Origin of the sequence: Mesorhizobium sp. M0051 (assembly GCF_040323235.1) — a bacterium.
GTDB lineage: Bacteria > Pseudomonadota > Alphaproteobacteria > Rhizobiales > Rhizobiaceae > Mesorhizobium.
Genome location: NZ_JAMYUT010000002.1, coordinates 47393 through 63161, shown reverse-complemented (window position 1 = coordinate 63161; position 15769 = coordinate 47393). Strand labels below are relative to the sequence as shown.

18 protein-coding genes and 2 pseudogenes are annotated in these 15769 nt (G+C 61.6%); 11 read left to right on the top strand and 9 right to left on the bottom strand.

Annotation, left to right across the window (positions count from 1 at the left end):
* Positions 1-11: 11 nt before the first annotated feature.
* Positions 12-1034, top strand: a complete 1023-nt coding sequence (gene bmt / locus NKJ90_RS02185; protein ID WP_023757730.1) for a betaine--homocysteine S-methyltransferase — start codon at positions 12-14, stop codon at positions 1032-1034.
* 13 nt (positions 1035-1047) lie between these two features.
* On the opposite strand, the gene NKJ90_RS02180 is transcribed toward bmt, so the two are convergent.
* From NKJ90_RS02180 to NKJ90_RS02170, 3 genes are all read right to left on the bottom strand, one after another.
* Positions 1048-1317, bottom strand: coding sequence for a hypothetical protein (locus tag NKJ90_RS02180; protein WP_023757731.1), 270 nt, complete (start codon positions 1315-1317; stop codon positions 1048-1050).
* A gap of 361 nt (positions 1318-1678) precedes the next feature.
* Positions 1679-3865, bottom strand: a complete 2187-nt coding sequence (locus tag NKJ90_RS02175; RefSeq protein ID WP_023757732.1) for a vWA domain-containing protein — start codon at positions 3863-3865, stop codon at positions 1679-1681.
* A 2-nt stretch (positions 3866-3867) separates the two neighbouring features.
* On the bottom strand, positions 3868-4428 hold the full coding sequence (locus NKJ90_RS02170) for an RNA polymerase sigma factor (RefSeq protein ID WP_023757733.1): 561 nt from the start codon (positions 4426-4428) through the stop codon (positions 3868-3870).
* A gap of 153 nt (positions 4429-4581) precedes the next feature.
* Here NKJ90_RS02170 and NKJ90_RS02165 point away from each other — a divergent pair, with 153 nt between their 5' ends.
* From NKJ90_RS02165 to NKJ90_RS02140, 6 genes are read left to right on the top strand one after another with little or no spacing between them, the layout of a single operon-like run.
* Positions 4582-4905, top strand: coding sequence for an ArsR/SmtB family transcription factor (locus NKJ90_RS02165; RefSeq protein ID WP_023757734.1), 324 nt, complete (start codon positions 4582-4584; stop codon positions 4903-4905).
* Positions 4902-5312, top strand: coding sequence for an SRPBCC family protein (locus tag NKJ90_RS02160; RefSeq protein ID WP_023757735.1), 411 nt, complete (start codon positions 4902-4904; stop codon positions 5310-5312). The genes NKJ90_RS02165 and NKJ90_RS02160 overlap by 4 nt, the downstream gene beginning before the upstream one ends.
* Before the next feature lie 55 nt (positions 5313-5367).
* Positions 5368-5583 carry a hypothetical protein gene (locus NKJ90_RS02155; RefSeq protein WP_023757736.1) on the top strand — a complete coding sequence of 72 codons (216 nt, stop codon included), beginning with the start codon at positions 5368-5370 and terminating at the stop codon, positions 5581-5583.
* Between the two features lie 10 nt (positions 5584-5593).
* Positions 5594-6067 carry a DUF1801 domain-containing protein gene (locus tag NKJ90_RS02150; RefSeq protein ID WP_023757737.1) on the top strand — a complete coding sequence of 158 codons (474 nt, stop codon included), beginning with the start codon at positions 5594-5596 and terminating at the stop codon, positions 6065-6067.
* A complete protein-coding gene (locus NKJ90_RS02145) occupies positions 6064-6456 on the top strand; it encodes a VOC family protein (RefSeq protein ID WP_023757738.1) in 393 nt (130 codons plus the stop codon). Before NKJ90_RS02150 ends, NKJ90_RS02145 begins: the two co-directional genes overlap by 4 nt.
* A gap of 41 nt (positions 6457-6497) precedes the next feature.
* Positions 6498-6905, top strand: coding sequence for a DUF1801 domain-containing protein (locus tag NKJ90_RS02140; RefSeq protein ID WP_023757739.1), 408 nt, complete (start codon positions 6498-6500; stop codon positions 6903-6905).
* A 27-nt stretch (positions 6906-6932) separates the two neighbouring features.
* Here the strand turns inward: NKJ90_RS02140 and NKJ90_RS02135 are convergent, their stop codons facing one another.
* From NKJ90_RS02135 to NKJ90_RS02120, 4 genes and pseudogenes are all read right to left on the bottom strand, one after another.
* Positions 6933-8111 carry a BaiN/RdsA family NAD(P)/FAD-dependent oxidoreductase gene (locus NKJ90_RS02135; protein WP_023757740.1) on the bottom strand — a complete coding sequence of 393 codons (1179 nt, stop codon included), beginning with the start codon at positions 8109-8111 and terminating at the stop codon, positions 6933-6935.
* A 308-nt stretch (positions 8112-8419) separates the two neighbouring features.
* Positions 8420-9157, bottom strand: a pseudogene (locus NKJ90_RS02130) (dienelactone hydrolase family protein).
* A 107-nt stretch (positions 9158-9264) separates the two neighbouring features.
* Entirely contained in the window at positions 9265-9954 is a 690-nt protein-coding gene (locus NKJ90_RS02125; RefSeq protein ID WP_023757742.1) for a 4Fe-4S dicluster domain-containing protein, read from the bottom strand.
* Positions 9955-10043: 89 nt separating this feature from the next.
* Positions 10044-11618, bottom strand: a complete 1575-nt coding sequence (locus NKJ90_RS02120) for a trimethylamine methyltransferase family protein (protein ID WP_023757743.1) — start codon at positions 11616-11618, stop codon at positions 10044-10046.
* A gap of 275 nt (positions 11619-11893) precedes the next feature.
* Between NKJ90_RS02120 and NKJ90_RS02115 the strand changes: the two genes are divergently transcribed.
* Positions 11894-12592 carry a cobalamin B12-binding domain-containing protein gene (locus NKJ90_RS02115; RefSeq protein ID WP_352485599.1) on the top strand — a complete coding sequence of 233 codons (699 nt, stop codon included), beginning with the start codon at positions 11894-11896 and terminating at the stop codon, positions 12590-12592.
* An 86-nt stretch (positions 12593-12678) separates the two neighbouring features.
* Here the strand turns inward: NKJ90_RS02115 and NKJ90_RS02110 are convergent, their stop codons facing one another.
* Positions 12679-12819: an entericidin A/B family lipoprotein gene (locus NKJ90_RS02110; RefSeq protein ID WP_023757744.1), complete on the bottom strand. Its 141-nt coding sequence runs from the start codon at positions 12817-12819 to the stop codon at positions 12679-12681.
* Between the two features lie 64 nt (positions 12820-12883).
* Between NKJ90_RS02110 and NKJ90_RS02105 the strand changes: the two genes are divergently transcribed.
* On the top strand, positions 12884-13516 hold the full coding sequence (locus NKJ90_RS02105; RefSeq protein ID WP_023757745.1) for a DUF1638 domain-containing protein: 633 nt from the start codon (positions 12884-12886) through the stop codon (positions 13514-13516).
* A 133-nt stretch (positions 13517-13649) separates the two neighbouring features.
* Here the strand turns inward: NKJ90_RS02105 and NKJ90_RS02100 are convergent.
* Positions 13650-13916, bottom strand: a pseudogene (locus NKJ90_RS02100) (NAD-dependent epimerase/dehydratase family protein); the annotation flags it as partial.
* 147 nt (positions 13917-14063) lie between these two features.
* Between NKJ90_RS02100 and NKJ90_RS02095 the strand changes: the two are divergent.
* Both NKJ90_RS02095 and NKJ90_RS02090 read left to right on the top strand, forming a co-directional pair.
* Positions 14064-14639 carry a DUF4893 domain-containing protein gene (locus NKJ90_RS02095; RefSeq protein WP_023757747.1) on the top strand — a complete coding sequence of 192 codons (576 nt, stop codon included), beginning with the start codon at positions 14064-14066 and terminating at the stop codon, positions 14637-14639.
* 94 nt (positions 14640-14733) lie between these two features.
* Positions 14734-15513, top strand: a complete 780-nt coding sequence (locus tag NKJ90_RS02090) for a formyl transferase (RefSeq protein ID WP_023757748.1) — start codon at positions 14734-14736, stop codon at positions 15511-15513.
* The last annotated feature ends 256 nt before the right edge of the window (positions 15514-15769 follow it).

Sequence of the window (15769 nt, the reverse complement as noted above, 5' to 3'; positions counted from 1 at the left end):
GAGCCAATCCGATGACGACCACCAACCCGATCGATGCGCTGTTGGCTGAAAAGGGTGTGCTGCTCGCCGATGGCGCCACCGGCACCAATCTGTTCGCCATGGGGCTCGAGGCCGGCGAGGCGCCCGAACTGCTGAACGAGACGGCGCCCGACACCATCACAAGCCTGCACCAGAATTTCGTCGATGCCGGCGCCGACATCATCCTGACCAACTCTTTCGGCGGCACTCGTCATCGCTTGAAGCTGCACCATGCGCAGGACCGCGCGCATGCGCTGAACAAGCGCGCGGCCGAACTTGCGCGCGCCGTCGCCGACAAGGCCGGTCGCAAGGTGATCGTCGCCGGCTCGGTCGGCCCGACCGGCGAATTGCTGGTACCGCTTGGCGCCATGACCTATGACGAGGCGGTCGACGCCTTCGCCGAGCAGATCGAGGGCCTCAAGGCCGGCGGCGCCGAAGTTGCCTGGATCGAGACGATGTCGGCTCCCGACGAGATCCGCGCCGCTGCCGAGGCTGCCATCCGCGTCGGCCTGCCCTACACTTACACCGGCTCCTTCGACACCGCCGGCCGCACTATGATGGGTCTGCTGCCTAGGGATATCCACGGCGTCACCGATGGGTTGTCGCAGGCGCCGCTCGGCGTTGGTGCCAATTGCGGTGTCGGAGCATCCGATATCCTGGCCTCGCTGCTCGACATGACCGAGGCGAAGCCGGAGGCGACGGTGATCGTCAAGGGCAATTGCGGTATTCCTGAATTCCGCGGCACCGAAATCCATTATTCCGGCACGCCCGAACTGATGGCCGATTATGTCAGGCTCGCCGTCGATGGCGGCGCCAAAATCATAGGCGGCTGCTGCGGCACCTCGTTCCAGCACCTTGCCGCGATGCGCAAGGCGCTCGACGCCCACACCAAGGCGGATCGTCCGACCGTCGAAAAGATCGTCGAGCGCATCGGTCCGATGCGCAACAAGGTGGCGACGGAAAACACCGCCGAGACCAGTGAAGCCCGCCGCGAGCGCCGCCGCAGCCGCGCCTGATCCTGTGGGTCTTTTACTCGCTGTTGTCGGCGTAGCTCGACTGCGCCGACTTGAAATCGACCAAACTGTCGCTGCGCATCGTCATCAGCGCGCCGGATGAAGTCGGATCAGTGATCTGCTCCAGCATGATGCGGAAGCGGTCGTTGTTCAGCGCCGACATGGCGGTGTGGCGCGCCTGCGCGACATCGTCGCCGATGCGCCTGGATTCGGATGACGGGGCAGATGGAACCGCCGAAGCGTCTCGTGCCGGCGGCATCGAGTTGGCGATAGTCCTGATCTGCAATTTCGCCTCCTCAAGCCCCGTAGACCTATCCCGTGTAGCAAGGAGGAGGTTGCGATCCGGTACCGGAAATGCCGAGCAATTTAACGATCATGCAGGTTAACGCCGCGCTTCGGATCTGTTGAGATTCAGGTCAGACCGAGCCGAAAATGGTGGTTTTCGAGAACCGGAGTGGAGCGTACTTAAAGTACGCGAGCACCGGAAGCGCAGAGAACCTCCATTTGCAGGCCGGTCTCACCTGAATATCAATAGATCCGAAAAAAGGCCGGCAAGGGAATAACCCCTCACCGGCCTGCCTCACCCGCCCGTTGGTCGGTTCCCCTGTCGGAACGATCCCGTCTGAAGAAACCGGCCGTTATCACCGCTACCGGTTACCGCCCAGCGCCGAGGCAAGGCGCACAAGCGAGAGGAACTCGGACCTGTACCCAAACGGGTCGGCTCCTCGAGCGGCAGTGGCGATCTCCATGATCTTGTCGTAACCGAACTTCGCGGTCGCATCCTCGTCGCGCAGCTTCTGGCCGAAGGCGGCAACGGCGACAGAGAAGCGCTGGTCGGTGCTGGCCTGGTCGAAGGACGAAATCTCGTTGGCCGAGGTCACCGGCGTGGTGATCAGCTTCGAGACGTCTTCATTGGGCAGCTTGTAGCGTATCTTGACGAAGGCATATTCGTCCGCATTGGCAACGCCGCCATTGTCCACTGACGCCTGGCCATAGCGCAGCGGATCGATCTGCTCGCCACCGCTGCCATTCGGCGTGATCTCGTAGATCGCGGTGACGGAATGGCCCGAACCGATATCGCCGGCATCCACGCGGTCATTGTTGAAATCCTCGCGGTTCAACGCCCGGGTCTCATAGCCGATCAGGCGATATTCCGAGACCTTGTTCGGGTTGAACTCGACCTGGATCTTCACATCCTTGGCGATGGTGAACAGCGTCGAGGAGGCATCCTCGACCAGCACTTTCTCGGCCTCGGCCAGTGTGTCGATATAGGCGGCGGTGCCGTTGCCGTTCTGGGCGATGGTCTGCATCATCTGGTCGTTCAGATTGCCGCGGCCGAAACCGAACACCGACAGGAAGACACCGGTCTTGCGCTCGCTCTCGATCAGCCGCTTCAGATCATCGTCGTCGCTCTGGCCGACATTGAAGTCGCCGTCGGTGGCCAACATCACCCGGTTGACGCCATCCTTGACGAAGGATTTTTGCGCCAGCCTGTAAGCTTCCTTGATGCCCGCCTCGCCGGCCGTGCTACCACCGGGCGTCAAATTGTCGATGGCACTGAGTATCTTGTCCTTTTCGGACGCCTTGGTCGGCTCCAGGACTGTGCCCGCATCACCGGCATAGGTGACGATTGAGATGGTATCGTCAGCCTTCAGCTTGCTGACCAGCAGCTGGAAAGCCGACTTGAGCAGCGGCAGCTTGTCCGGCTCGTCCATCGAGCCCGAGACATCGATCAGGAAGACCAGATTGGCCTTCGGCTGCTCGGTCGGCTTGACGTCAAACCCCTTGATGGCGACATGCATCAGCCTGGTGTGTGTGTTCCACGGCGTCGGCATCACGCTGACGGTCGCGTTGAACGGCGTCGACGCAGACTCCGGTCCCTTCCAGTCATACGGGAAGTAGTTGATCATCTCCTCGACGCGCACCGTATCGGCCTGCGGCAGGGTGCCCTGCTTCAGCGAGCTGCGCACGAAGGAATAGGAGGCTGTGTCGACGTCGATCGAGAAGGTCGAGACCGGATCCTCGAGCGCGGCATGCACCGGATTGGTCTTGAAATCCTCGATGCGGTCGCGGTTCTCTTCCTGTGGCGCCAGCTGGTCGGCCGGCATGGTGGCGGGTTGCTGCGGCGCCACCAGCTTGGATTCGGCCTGGATACGGGCGGCACGCGACGTGCCATCGGCATTTGGAGATGGCATAAGGCCCGTCACCACTCTGCCAGACGGCGCGGCTCGGCTATCCAGTGCGAACTCGCCCGTCGGGGCTGGCGCCGGAGGTGCAATGTTCATCTTTCCAGCGTTAGCGGCGTCCTGGCGGGGAGCGCCCGTCGCCGATTCCTGCTGTGTCGCACCGCCGGTAACGGTCGATTCGGATTTCGGCGGCGAGGTCGGCGCCACGAGCGCATCGGTGGCGTCGCGGCTTTCCACATCGGCGTCGGTCTTCTTGTCTTTCTCCAACTCGGTGCGAGCCGGCTTCGGCTCGGCCAACGGCTTCACGATCGCCGGCTTGTCGGCCAGTGTCTCGCTGATCTTCTCGTCGCCGCCGAACTTAGGCGGCTGTTCCCTCAGCAGATGGAAGGTGGCGTATCCGGCGATCGGCAGGGCGACGAGCCCTGCAAGGGCCGGTGTGGCGATGAGTTTCTTTTGCATGATCTCGCTCCAGAGCTTTTGTGCTCGCTCTGTGAGACGAAGCCCGCCAACCGTTCCTTGGGTGACAGCAGAAATATTTTCCTGATCGTATGCGCGCAGAGCAGCTTCGAAGGCACGGGCCTTCGCGCTCCCGCCCGGCGCCGGCGCCGCGATATCGCGCAGTCTCTTGAGTTCGTTGTCGTCGACCATGGTCACACTTCCCCGGCCGTGCGCATCAGCGTCTTCAGCCGTTTCTTCGCTTCATGGATGTGCCAGGAAACCGTCGTCTCCGAGATCGCCATCGCCTCGGCGGCGGCCGCGTGGCTCAATCCTTCGCCATAGACCAGCAGCACCGCGTCGCGTTGCTTGTCCGGCAATTGCCGCACCGCTGCCCAAAGCGCATCGGCCGGGTCTTCCGGTTCCGCCGAAGCCTCGCCCGCGATCAGCGCATGGATGCCATAGGCCTCGGTCTTGATAGTCTCGCGCGCGGTCTTGCGCATCATGTCTCGCGCGGCGTTCATCGTCACGGAATAGAGCCATGTCGTGAAGGCGCCGCCGCCGCGATAATCGCGGATCGCCTTGCCCAACCGCACGCAGACTTCCTGGGCGATGTCTTCGGCGTCCGCCTTCTTGCCGCACCAGCGATAGGCGGCGCGATAGACGAAGTCATAGTGCCTTTCCAGCAATGTGCCGAAGGCCCCCCTGTCTCCGCCCTTCGCACGCCCTATCAGTTCGGCGTCGGAGGCTTCGCTTTCATCCAGCATCATCGCCATCATTTGCCTGTTGGACGAAGGCTAATGGCGATTCCTTTGGGCAATGGAAAGATTTTTTTGGAAACAGCCGGATCGTGACCATCAACGCCCGCTTGACACATCTATATCTCGGCGGTTATACGTCAAATCAATAGCTGGTGAGTTATCAATCCAATGACCAACGCTCATGATGTCCTCTTCAGGACGCTCTCCGATCCGACGCGTCGGGCGATCTTCGAGCGCCTGTGCCGCGAGGGTGAACAGACGGTGGGGGCGTTGACGGCTCAATCCGGCGTGTCACAGCCGGCGGTGTCGAAACATCTCGGTCTGCTCAGGCAGGCCGGGCTGGTGCGCGATCGCCATGAGGGACGGCAGACCCACTATAGCGCCCAGCTCGCAGCGCTTTCCCCACTGACCGATTGGACGAACCAGATGAACGCGTTCTGGCAGAGCCGGTTCGACGACCTCGAAAATTTGCTCAAAAGAATGGACCAATGACCAACACTGCAACCGAAACGCGCTCCGTCGTCGTCGAACGCGAGATACCTTATCCGGCGGAAAAGATCTGGCGCGCGCTCACCCAACCGCATCTGATCGAGGAGTGGCTGATGAAGAACAACTTCAAGCCAGTCGTGGACCACCGGTTCAATCTCAGCGCCGACTGGGGCGGCGTCACCTGTCAGGTCCAGACAGTCGAGCCCAATAAGACGCTATCCTACACCTGGGATACCAAGGATCTCGAGAGCGTGGTCACCTGGACGCTTACCGCTACGAGCAAGGGGACCCATCTGCGCATGGAGCAGACGGGCTTCCGGTCGGATCAGCAGCCTTACTTCCGCGGCGCCACGGTAGGCTGGCAAAGGTTCCTCACTGCCCTGGAGGATGTGCTGGCGCGGCTGGATTGAAACTGTCGGCAAGCGGATCGCTGGTCCGCTTCGGCTCGCCTGACGGGAGGTCTCATTGGACTGGAACAAATGGATCCGGCAAATTCATCGCTGGCTGTCGATCATCTTTACGCTGACCGTCATCGCCAACTTCGTCACCATGGCATTCGGGCAGCCTCCCGCTTGGGTGGTCTACTCACCACTGTTGCCGCTCTTCCTGCTGCTGTTCAGCGGTCTGTACATGTTCGTGCTGCCCTATGCCGCCAACCGCGCGCAGCATGCGGGCGGATAGGAGTGGCAGAATGGCCAAGACGCCGGGACAATCGACCAAGGCCAGCGCCGCACCGGTCCTGCTGTCGGGCGGCAACCCGCAGATAGCCAAAGGCGACGGCGACGCCCCGGTGCAGGCATACATCGCCGCAATGCCGGGCTGGAAGCGCGGCCTAGGCGAGCGCCTCGACGCACTCATCCAGCGCAACGTGCCTGACGTGCGCAAGGCCGTGCGATGGAACTCGCCATTCTACGGCATCGAGGGCCAGGGCTGGTTCGTGTCGTTCCATGTCTTCACCCATTACGTGAAGGTGACCTTCTTCAGCGGCACGTCATTGCGGCCGATCCCGCCCGGCGGCACGGCAAAGAGCAAGGATGTGCGCTGGATCGACATCCGCGAAGACCAGTTCGACGAGGCGCGGATGGCGGACTGGGTGAAACAAGCCGCGGCCCTGCCCGGCTGGATCCCGCAGCGACCGAATACGACAGAGGAGAAAGAGCGATGAAGATCAAGCTGACCAGCGTCTACGTGGACAACCAGGAAAATGCACTGCGCTTCTATACCGACGTGCTCGGCTTTATCAAGAAAGCCGATTTCAGCAATGGGCCCTATCGCTGGCTGACCGTTGCATCTGCCGAAGAACCCGACGGGACCGAGCTGCAGCTCGCGCTCAATGACAACCCGGCCGCCAAGGCCTATCAGGAAGCCATCTTCAAACAGAGCCAGCCCGCGGTTATGTTCTTCACCGACGACGTCAAGGGCGACCATGAGCGCATCAAGGCGAAGGGCGCAGCATTCACGATGGCGCCGACCGAGGTCACGGGTTCAACGATCGCCCAGCTGAACGACGGCTGTGGTAACCTCGTTCAGATCACCCAGCTGGCGCGCTGGTAAGGCGGCAATTGAAAACGCGTCAAAGCGCAGGAAGGCACACAATGAGCCCATCCGAACAGATCGACCAGCTGATCGCCGGCCTCACTGACTGGCGCGGCGAGACGCTCGCCGGCATCCGCAAGACCATCCTTGCAGCCAACCCGGACATCGTCGAGGAATGGAAGTGGATGGGCAGCCCGGTATGGTGCCTCGACGGAAACATCGTGGTCGGCAACGCGCACAAGGACAAGGTGAAGCTCACCTTTTCCCATGGCGCCAGCCTGCCCGATCCAGACAAGCTGTTCAACAACGGTTTTGGCGGCAAGGTGTGGCGGGCAATCGACATCTTTGAGGGCGATAAGCTCGATGAGGATGCCCTGAAAGAGCTCGTCCGTGCCGCTATCGACTACAATCAGGCCAAAAAGAAGAAGAAGGCGCCGGTGGTTACTGGAGCAAAGCCACAGAAGTAAAACTACCAAGCCCGTCGTGGATCGGCGCTAAGCTGCCTGCCCCGCCACCCAGCCCGACGACCATGCCCATTGGAAATTATAGCCGCCCAGCCAACCCGTGACATCGACGACTTCGCCGATGAAGAACAGGCCCGGCACGGATTTCGCCTGCATCGTCTTCTGGTCGAGTCCGTTGGTGTCGACCCCGCCCAGCGTCACTTCGGCGGTGCGGTAGCCTTCTGAACCGGCCGGCTTGATGCGCCATTCATTGACCGCGGCGGCGACGGTTTTGATCTGGGCGTCAGAAAGATCGGCGAGGTTACCGTCGAGCCCGGTTCGCTCAGCGATCGATTGTGCAAGCCGCTTCGGCAGATGATTTGCCAGCACTGTCTGCACCGCTTGCCGTCCATTGCCGTGCTTGGCGGCGCGAATGAGGTCCGCCACATCCATCCCCGGCAGCATGGCGACGCGGATTTCATCGCCCTCGCGCCAATAGGACGATATCTGCAGGATGGACGGTCCGCTGACGCCGCGATGCGTGAACAGCATCGCTTCAGCGAACCGCGTGCTGCCGCAGGCGACTTCCGCGTCGACGGCGTTGCCAGCCAGGGGCGCCAACCGCTCGAGCGTGTTGGCGTCGAAGGTCAGCGGTACCAGCGCCGGCCGCGTTTCGACAACAGCAAGGCCAAACCGTTCCGCAAGCTCATAGCCGAAACCGGTCGCCCCCATCTTGGGGATCGACTTGCCGCCACAGGCCACAACAACGGACTGGCAAGTGACCGTGCCCGTGGAGAGGGTGAGCATAAACCCCTCGGCGGTTTTGCGGACATCCTCAACCTTGGTCGACAGTGCCAGCTCCACGCCCCTGCCCTGCATTTCCGAGACCAGCATGTCGATGATCTGGCGTGCGGAGCCGTCGCAGAACAACTGCCCAAGCGTCTTCTCGTGGTAGGCAATGCGGTGGCGTTGGACGAGCGCGATGAAATCGCGCTGTGTGTAGCGGCTGAGCGCCGAAATGCAGAAATGTGGATTGCCCGAGAGAAAATTTTTCGGGCTGGCATGGATGTTGGTGAAATTGCACCGGCCGCCGCCGGAGATGCGGATCTTTTCGCCAGGCATTGCCGCGTGATCGAGGATCAGCACCGAACGGCCGCGTTTGGCCGTCTCCACGGCGCACATCATTCCGGCGGCACCCGCGCCGATGATCACGACATCATAGGATTGCATCAGCTATTCGTTCCCGCTCGACCCGCTCATCCGGGGCCGCGCCATTTGTGCTGCCTGATACAGCGAACGAGACGGGCAGCCAACAGGCAAGAACAGCCGCGGAAGAGCAGAGCTAGTAGGCGCTGCCTGGGAGCGGCGGCAAGGTGAAAATCATCTGCCGCCGCCGCTCATTCTTCGTTCCATCGGTCGTGCGGTCGTAATCGCATGGCGCTCCGCGCAGGGCGATCTGTGCGATCAATGGAATAGGCCACGTCGCTATGACGGTGCGCGCAGATAGTCATCTTCTGACCTGGCAGTGAATCCCGACATTAGACGAGCGTCTCGGCGAAGAACTCCGTCAATCGCTTCCAGTGGCGCTCCGCACCTACGGCATTGAAAGCGCTATGGTCGGGCACACACCAGCCATGCGCCACGCCGACGTAGTTCTCGATGAGGTAGTCGACGTCCGCCACCCTGAGCGCCTCGGCCAGTCGTGCCGACTGTTCCGGCGGGAAACTTCTGTCGGTACCCGACATGCCGACATAGACCCGCGCCTTGATGGAGGCTGCCTTGCGATGCGGGCTGTCGGCGGCATCGCTGGCCAGATTGCCGCCGTGGAAGCTCGCCGCGGCCCTTATCCTGTCCGGATAGGTCGCGGCGGCATTCAGTGCCCGGCCGCCACCCATGCAAATAGCCAACGGTGCCGATGCGTCCAGTGATGCCTTCAGCAGCCAGAGCGTCGAGGAATGCACCGCTGTCGCGGATGGTCATCTCCTGCGTCGTACCACTGACCAGCGCCGTCAGCGCTGCCTTGGTGTTTTCCTCGACGAAGGCGGTCTTGGCGTCGAACGGCCCGTAAGGCGCATTTCGGTAGAACAGGTCCGGCACCAGCACTGCATAACCTTCATTGCCAGCCGCTCGGCCATGCTGACGAGCGCCGGCCGCGGACCGAAAGCGTCCTGATAAAGAATGACGCCGGCCTTGGTCGAAGATGCCTTTGCCGAACGGAAAAGCCCTGCCTTGGCAACGCCATCCCTGGTCTCGATGTGAAGGTGTTGTTTCGTCATCGCCCGGCTCCGTTCGGTTGTCGTGCGATACATATCCGGCCAAGCCGATACGGCAAGGCGCTCTCTAAACCTGGTAGTCAACATATCGTGCGGGATTGGGTGTCGGCCTACAGCCCCGCGAATGCCGCCATGTGGAAGACTTGAACTTCCGCGGGATAGCGATAGGCCGTGGCATAGGGACAGGCATTGCGATCGAGGCAGCCGCCGGCACGGCACGGTTCGCCGTCCGCCCCTCGTACATGCGCCAAGCAGGACTGATAGGCGAATCCTTGCGGGGAATAAGCAGCGACCGGACAGGATTTTAGGCAGGGCTTTTCGACACAGGTATCGCAAAGGTGGGGCGCTGCCTCGGCGGCCCGAACCGGAAGCTCGTCCTCGAACAGCAGCGCGCCGCGATAGGCGTGCCAGAGCCCGTATTGCGGATGCATGAGGATACCGAGCGGTGAAGGCTTCAGCCCCTCCGCTCGCATCGCCCATTGCTGGAACGGCAGGTAAGGCTTGTCGGAAGGCGAAACGGCGCGCGCCCCGAATGTCTTCGCCACGGCACCGATCGCTTCGCGCGACCAGCTGTCGAGCGGATTGGCGATTTTCTGTGGTTGCTGTTCGCGCCAACGCATGAAATACGGCCAGGGAGCGGCACCCGCCTGCCCCACCAGCAGAATAGCTCTGGCCGGCGCGCCCGATGGTCCCCTTGGCGAGGCTTCGCCAGGCGCAAAATTGAAACCGCCGCGAAGAACGAGGCCGTTGGCGAGAAACGCCCCAGCGATGCTGTCAACGCTGCAGGCAGGCGTAGTCATTCCTTCTTGACCGGATCGGAGAAAGCGCTCCGCCAGACTTCCTTGTGAATGATGTTGGCGACTTTAGCCCCGCCTGACTCGGGCTCCTTTCAAGTGAAGGCGTCGGGCATCGATCCCTTCTTCTTGGCGATGAAGTCCTTCAAGGCTTCGTCGATGCTCGGATCGAGGTGCGGCGCCTCGTAGCTCTCCAGCCAGCGGCGGGCAAGCTCGTTGGCTCGCTGCGGCGCTGTCTTCTCGCCTTCGGCCAGCCACTGCTCATAGGAATTGTTGTCGGCGATATTGGAGCGATAGAAGGCGGTCTGGAAATTGGCCTGGGTGTGGTCGCAGCCGAGATAGTGGCTGCCCGGCCCGACCTGGCGGATCGCATCCATCGCCTGGCCGTTTTCCGACAGATCGATGCCCTCCGAGAATTTCTGCGTCATCCCGAGTTGGTCGATATCCATCATGAATTTTTCATAGCAGGACGCGAGCCCGCCCTCGAGCCAGCCGGCAGAGTGCAGCACGAAATTGGTGCCGGCCAGGATGGTCGAGTTCAACGTGTTGGCGCTTTCATAGGCTGCCTGAGCATCCGGAACCTTGGACGCGCAGAGCGAGCCGCCGGTGCGGAACGGCAGGCCGAGACGGCGCGCCAGCTGTGCCGCGCCATAGGAAACCAGCGACGGCTCCGGCGTGCCGAAGGTCGGCGCGCCCGACTGCATCGAGATGGACGACGCGAAGGTGCCGAACAGCACCGGCGCGCCCGGCCGGATCAGCTGCGTGAACGATGCACCGGCCAGCACCTCGGCCAGAACCTGCGTCAGCGTGCCGGCCACCGTCACCGGGCTCATCGCGCCGGCAAGGATGAATGGCGTGACGATGCAGGCCTGGTTGTGGCGCGCATAGACTTTCAGCGCGCCGAGCATGGTCTCGTCGAACACCATCGGCGAGTTGGCGTTGATCAGGCTGGTCAGCACCGTGTTGTTCTCGACGAAATCGTCGCCGAACACGATCTTGGCCATGGCGACGGTGTCTTCGGCGCGCTCCGGCGCGGTCACCGAACCCATGAATGGCTTGTCGGAATATTTGATGTGGCTGTAGATCATGTCGAGATGGCGTTTGTTGACCGGCACGTCGACCGGCTCGCACACAGTGCCGCCCGAATGGTGGATCGACGGCGCCATATAGGCGAGCTTCACGAAATTCCGGAAATCCTCGATCGTCGCGTAACGCCTGACACCATCGAGGTCACGCACGAAGGGCGGACCGTAGACCGGCGCGAAGACCGTGGCATTGCCGCCGATCTGCACCGAGCGCTCGGAATTGCGGGCGTGCTGGGTGTAGACGGACGGTGCGGTCCTGAGCAGCGAACGGCAAAGCCCTTTCGGAAAGTGCACGCGCTCGCCCTTGACGTCGGCGCCCGCCTCTTTCCAGAGCTGCAGCGCTTCGGCGTCATCGCGGAAGATGATGCCGATCTCCTCGAGCACCGTGTCGGTGTTCTTCTCGATCAGCGCCAGGCCTTCCTCATCCAGCACCTCATAGATGTTGATCTTGCGCTTGATGTAGGTGAGCTGGGTGCCGGGGCCACCGCCCGAACGTGCTGCGCGCCGGGCAGCAGCACCGCCGCTAGCGCCGCGCCCGCGTCGCGCGTTTGACGCTTCCTGATCGACTGCCGCGTGTTCGCTCATAGTCGTTCTTCCCTGAATTTGTTCTTGTCTGGAATCCGTAGCGACTGCCTCTCGCCGCTTCCTGCCAGATCGTAGCCATGCACCCTATTCGAAACGGCCCGCCAGCGCCAACGCCTGTCGCAAAATCGACAAGAATTGCAAGAGATTTGCGGTCGCTTTCCTTTTGCGGGAAGTCGCAAATCAGCTATGGATACATGCCCCTAGCGGGTTAGGAATGACCGTGAATATTTGGTGCCTTGCGACGCAGTCGCGATGCCGGCAGGAGTTCGATACAAATGTCCGACGACGAGATCATCCTTTCCGAACTTTCCGACGACGAGTTGGTGCAGCAGATGCACGACGATCTCTATGACGGGCTGAAGGAAGAGATTGAGGAAGGCACCAACATCCTGCTCGAGCGCGGCTGGGCGCCCTACAAGGTGCTCACCGAAGCGCTGGTCGAAGGCATGCGCATCGTCGGCGAGGATTTTCGCGACGGCATCCTGTTCGTTCCCGAAGTGCTGCTGTCGGCCAATGCGATGAAGGCCGGTATGTTCATCCTGCGTCCGCTGCTCGCCGCCACTGGTGCGCCGAAGCAGGGCAAGATGGTGATCGGGACCGTCAAGGGCGACATCCATGACATTGGCAAGAACCTTGTCGGCATGATGATGGAGGGCGCCGGCTTCGACGTCATCGACCTCGGCATCAACAATGCGGTCGAGAAATATCTCGATGCGATCGAGAAGCATCAGCCAGACATCATCGGCATGTCGGCACTGCTGACCACGACCATGCCCTACATGAAGGTCGTCATCGACACGATGAAGGAAAAGGGCATCCGCGACGACTATGTCGTGCTGGTCGGTGGCGCCCCGCTGAACGAGGAATTCGGCAAGGCCGTCGGCGCCGATGCCTACTGCCGCGACGCGGCGGTGGCGGTCGAGACCGCCAAGGATTACATGAAGCGCAAGCACAACGTTCGCGCTTCGGCCTGAGCCGGCCCCGAAATGCTCCATGAAAGAAGCCGCGCCTTGCAGCGCGGCTTTTTTGTCCCCAGATGATGAGGAAGGCTGCGCGTGGATCAAGGCTTGGTGACGGTGTCCTCGACTGCCTTGGCCGTCGACTTGACGTCCTTGCCGACGCCGCGGACAGTGTTCGCGCAAGCCGTAAGGGCTAGCGCGCAGGCCAATATGGCAATCGGCGCGATGCGTAGCAGTTTCATGAACGGTGTCTCCCTCAATAGATAAATCAGCGCCACAGCAACGAAAGCCGACCCGACTGGTCCCATGGCAAAGACGCAAATAACGAAACCGAATCAAGACGACAGGCTGCTCGTTATCGCCTGTGGGATGATTGCGCGCGAGGTTCTGGCCGTCAAGGAGCAGCTCAAGCTCGATCATCTCGACCTGACTTGCCTGCCGGCGGAGTTCCATTTCTATCCGGACCGCATAGCGCCGGCCATGGACAATGCGATCGAAAAGGCCAGGGCGGACGGCTATCAGCACATCTTCGTTGGCTATGCCGATTGCGGCACGGGCGGCATGCTCGACCGCGTCTGCGAGAAGCATGGCGTCGAGCGCATGGCAGGGCCGCACTGCTTCGCCTTCTACCAAGGCATGGACGCCTATACGAAGGTCGCCGACGACGACATGATGTCGTTCTACATGACCGACTTCCTGTGCCGTCAGTTCGACGCCTTCTTCATGAAGCCGCTCGGCCTCGACAAGCACCCGGAGCTGATCAAGGATTATTTCGGCAATTACGAGAAGCTGATCTATCTCGCCCAGACCGATGATCCGGAGCTCGACAAGGTAGCCGAAAAGGCTGCGAAAATGCTCGGTCTGGTCTATGAGCGCCGCGCCACCGGCTATGGCGATCTGACGGCTGGAGTGGCGCAGGCCGCTGCCGGCACCGGCTAGGCCGCCCCGCGCGGCGCCGTAGACCCGGTCGATCGAGGAAAATATCGTCCAGCCCTTTCGCGCGTAGGGGCCCGGAAAATCCGGGAAATTGCGCACTACGACCGACGGAGCATCGGCGATCAGAGCGCTGCTCGCCGGCGGCCACCGCCGCGTCGAGCAGGTTGAGCGTGCCTTGCACATTGGTGGCGACGAAATCGCTGTTTGCGCGGCTCTCTATGTTGGGCTTGTGCAGCGCGCCGCTGTGAATGATCGCGTCGATCTGGTTTTCCCTGACCGTCCGCATGACAAGGTCGCGATCAGCGATCGAGCCGACAAGGCGCTTCTCCGCGGATGGCGCAGGATCGAGCCCGATGACGTCATGCCCAATCGCGCGCAGGCGCGGTGCCAGTGCGCTGCCCAACTAACCCGACGATCCCGTGAGCAAGATTCGCATTCGTCACACCATGATTTTTGACCGTGACGCTGTTAAGCACGGATGACAGGCGCCAGCGACCCGATAGATTATGCACCAGCCGGCACTGCACCAGACTTCAACCGGGAGCCTCCTATGACCCTTCGCCCGCTGTTCGCCCTTGTCGGCCTGCTCTGCTGCACTCTTCCCGCCCTTGCCGATGGCGAGGTGCAGAAACTCATCACCGCCGCAGACAAGGCGCGGCTCGATAAGTATGGCGAGACGCGCAAGGCGGCGCTCGCCGAGGCGAAAGCGGGAGACCCGGCCGAGCTCAAGCAACTCGATACCTTGCTGGCGAAGCCGCTGGTTTCCTTCTCCGACAAGGGCCTGACCGGCAACTGGCAGTGCCGCACGATCAAGGCCGGCGGCCCTTTGCCGCTCGTCATCTATGGCTGGTTCAAATGTAAGGTGACCGACGACGGTTCCGGCTGGCAGCTGGAAAAGATCAGCGGCTCGCAGCGCACCAAGGGCCGTTTCTTCGACGATGGCGAAAAACGTGCGATCTATCTCGGCTCCTTCTATGTCAACAGCGATCCGGCAAAGCCCTATGGCAGTGGTCCGCAGACCGACCAGGTCGGCTATGCCTTTCGCAACAGCGCCAAGGAATGGCGCATCGAATTTCCGGCGCCCTACTATGAATCGAAGCTCGACATCATCGAGTTCCAGCGCTGACCATGTATCGAAGAGCTGATCACCAAGGATTAACCCGAACGCCCTAGCATCCCGCCCATTGTCGAGAACGGGTTGCTTGGAGGGGGCAAGATCCATGGCAGCATCAGAATCCAGTACGCGGATCGTGGTCGTCACTGGAGGAGGCCAGCATGTCTGGGCTATCGTCAACGCGATCACCGACCGCGTCGGCCCTGTCAGCGTCGTCCTCGAAACGCCTGAATCCAAAAAGCAATTGCTTCGTGGTCGGGCTCGCCGTCAGGGTTGGATCTCCGCCGTGGGTCAACTTGGCACGATGGTGCTCAGCAGACTCGGCAAACGGCTTCTCGCCAGCCATGCCGCGCGGCTAATTGCCGAAGAAAAGTTGGAGGTCGAGCCGCGGCGAGGCCAGGAAATCATCCATGTTGCTTCGGCCAACGGGCCGGAGTGCCTCGAGGCGATCAACAAGCTCCAGCCTGGCGTTGTCCTGCTGAACGGCTGCAGGCTGTTATCGAAGGGCATGTTGGCCAGGATGCCTTGCCCGGTGCTCAACTATCACGCTGGCATTACGCCGAAATACCGCGGCATGAACGGCGGCTATTGGGCACTGACTTCAGGCGATCCGCAGAATTTCGGTACCACCGTGCATCTGGTCGATGCCGGCGTCGACACTGGCGGCGTGCTGAAACAGGTGCACGGTCAGCCGAAACGCGGCGACACCATCTCCAGTTACGCGCTTCGTCAGGCCGCGTTCTCGCGCGACATCTGCGTCGAGGCTATCAGCGACGCGCTGGCCGGAAAACTCACCACCATCGACCCGGGCCTGCCGTCGCAACAATGGTATCATCCAACGATCTGGTTCTACCTCTGGACTGGCCTGAGAACGGGCATCTGGTAGCGCGTTCTTCTCCCGGATCCGCATGCCGCGCGCCGGCTTTTCCAACGCGTCTAATCTGCCGCCGGCACGCGCCACAGACGAATAAGCACACCTTTCATTTTACGACATCCAAATGCGTCGCTTTTGAATGCGCGCGCGTCGTCCCATAACAAGCGACCCAACTGCGGTTGCGGCAATGCTCGGATATTGCATCGGCCCCGAAAATAGGAATCGATCTTCGGAAAGCCTGATGCAGCAAATTGAAGTGGTAGAGTGT

Excerpts from the sequence above, each read along its gene's own strand:
- bmt (WP_023757730.1), top strand. The coding sequence starts at position 12 with ATGACGACCACCAACCCGATCGATGCGCTGTTGGCTGAAAAGGGTGTG.
- NKJ90_RS02175 (WP_023757732.1), bottom strand. The coding sequence starts at position 3,865 with ATGGTCGACGACAACGAACTCAAGAGACTGCGCGATATCGCGGCGCCG.
- NKJ90_RS02170 (WP_023757733.1), bottom strand. The coding sequence starts at position 4,428 with ATGGCGATGATGCTGGATGAAAGCGAAGCCTCCGACGCCGAACTGATA.
- NKJ90_RS02165 (WP_023757734.1), top strand. The coding sequence starts at position 4,582 with ATGACCAACGCTCATGATGTCCTCTTCAGGACGCTCTCCGATCCGACG.
- NKJ90_RS02160 (WP_023757735.1), top strand. The coding sequence starts at position 4,902 with ATGACCAACACTGCAACCGAAACGCGCTCCGTCGTCGTCGAACGCGAG.
- NKJ90_RS02150 (WP_023757737.1), top strand. The coding sequence starts at position 5,594 with ATGGCCAAGACGCCGGGACAATCGACCAAGGCCAGCGCCGCACCGGTC.
- NKJ90_RS02145 (WP_023757738.1), top strand. The coding sequence starts at position 6,064 with ATGAAGATCAAGCTGACCAGCGTCTACGTGGACAACCAGGAAAATGCA.
- NKJ90_RS02140 (WP_023757739.1), top strand. The coding sequence starts at position 6,498 with ATGAGCCCATCCGAACAGATCGACCAGCTGATCGCCGGCCTCACTGAC.
- NKJ90_RS02135 (WP_023757740.1), bottom strand. The coding sequence starts at position 8,111 with ATGCAATCCTATGATGTCGTGATCATCGGCGCGGGTGCCGCCGGAATG.
- NKJ90_RS02125 (WP_023757742.1), bottom strand. The coding sequence starts at position 9,954 with ATGACTACGCCTGCCTGCAGCGTTGACAGCATCGCTGGGGCGTTTCTC.
- NKJ90_RS02120 (WP_023757743.1), bottom strand. The coding sequence starts at position 11,618 with ATGAGCGAACACGCGGCAGTCGATCAGGAAGCGTCAAACGCGCGACGC.
- NKJ90_RS02115 (WP_352485599.1), top strand. The coding sequence starts at position 11,894 with ATGTCCGACGACGAGATCATCCTTTCCGAACTTTCCGACGACGAGTTG.
- NKJ90_RS02110 (WP_023757744.1), bottom strand. The coding sequence starts at position 12,819 with ATGAAACTGCTACGCATCGCGCCGATTGCCATATTGGCCTGCGCGCTA.
- NKJ90_RS02105 (WP_023757745.1), top strand. The coding sequence starts at position 12,884 with ATGGCAAAGACGCAAATAACGAAACCGAATCAAGACGACAGGCTGCTC.
- NKJ90_RS02095 (WP_023757747.1), top strand. The coding sequence starts at position 14,064 with ATGACCCTTCGCCCGCTGTTCGCCCTTGTCGGCCTGCTCTGCTGCACT.
- NKJ90_RS02090 (WP_023757748.1), top strand. The coding sequence starts at position 14,734 with ATGGCAGCATCAGAATCCAGTACGCGGATCGTGGTCGTCACTGGAGGA.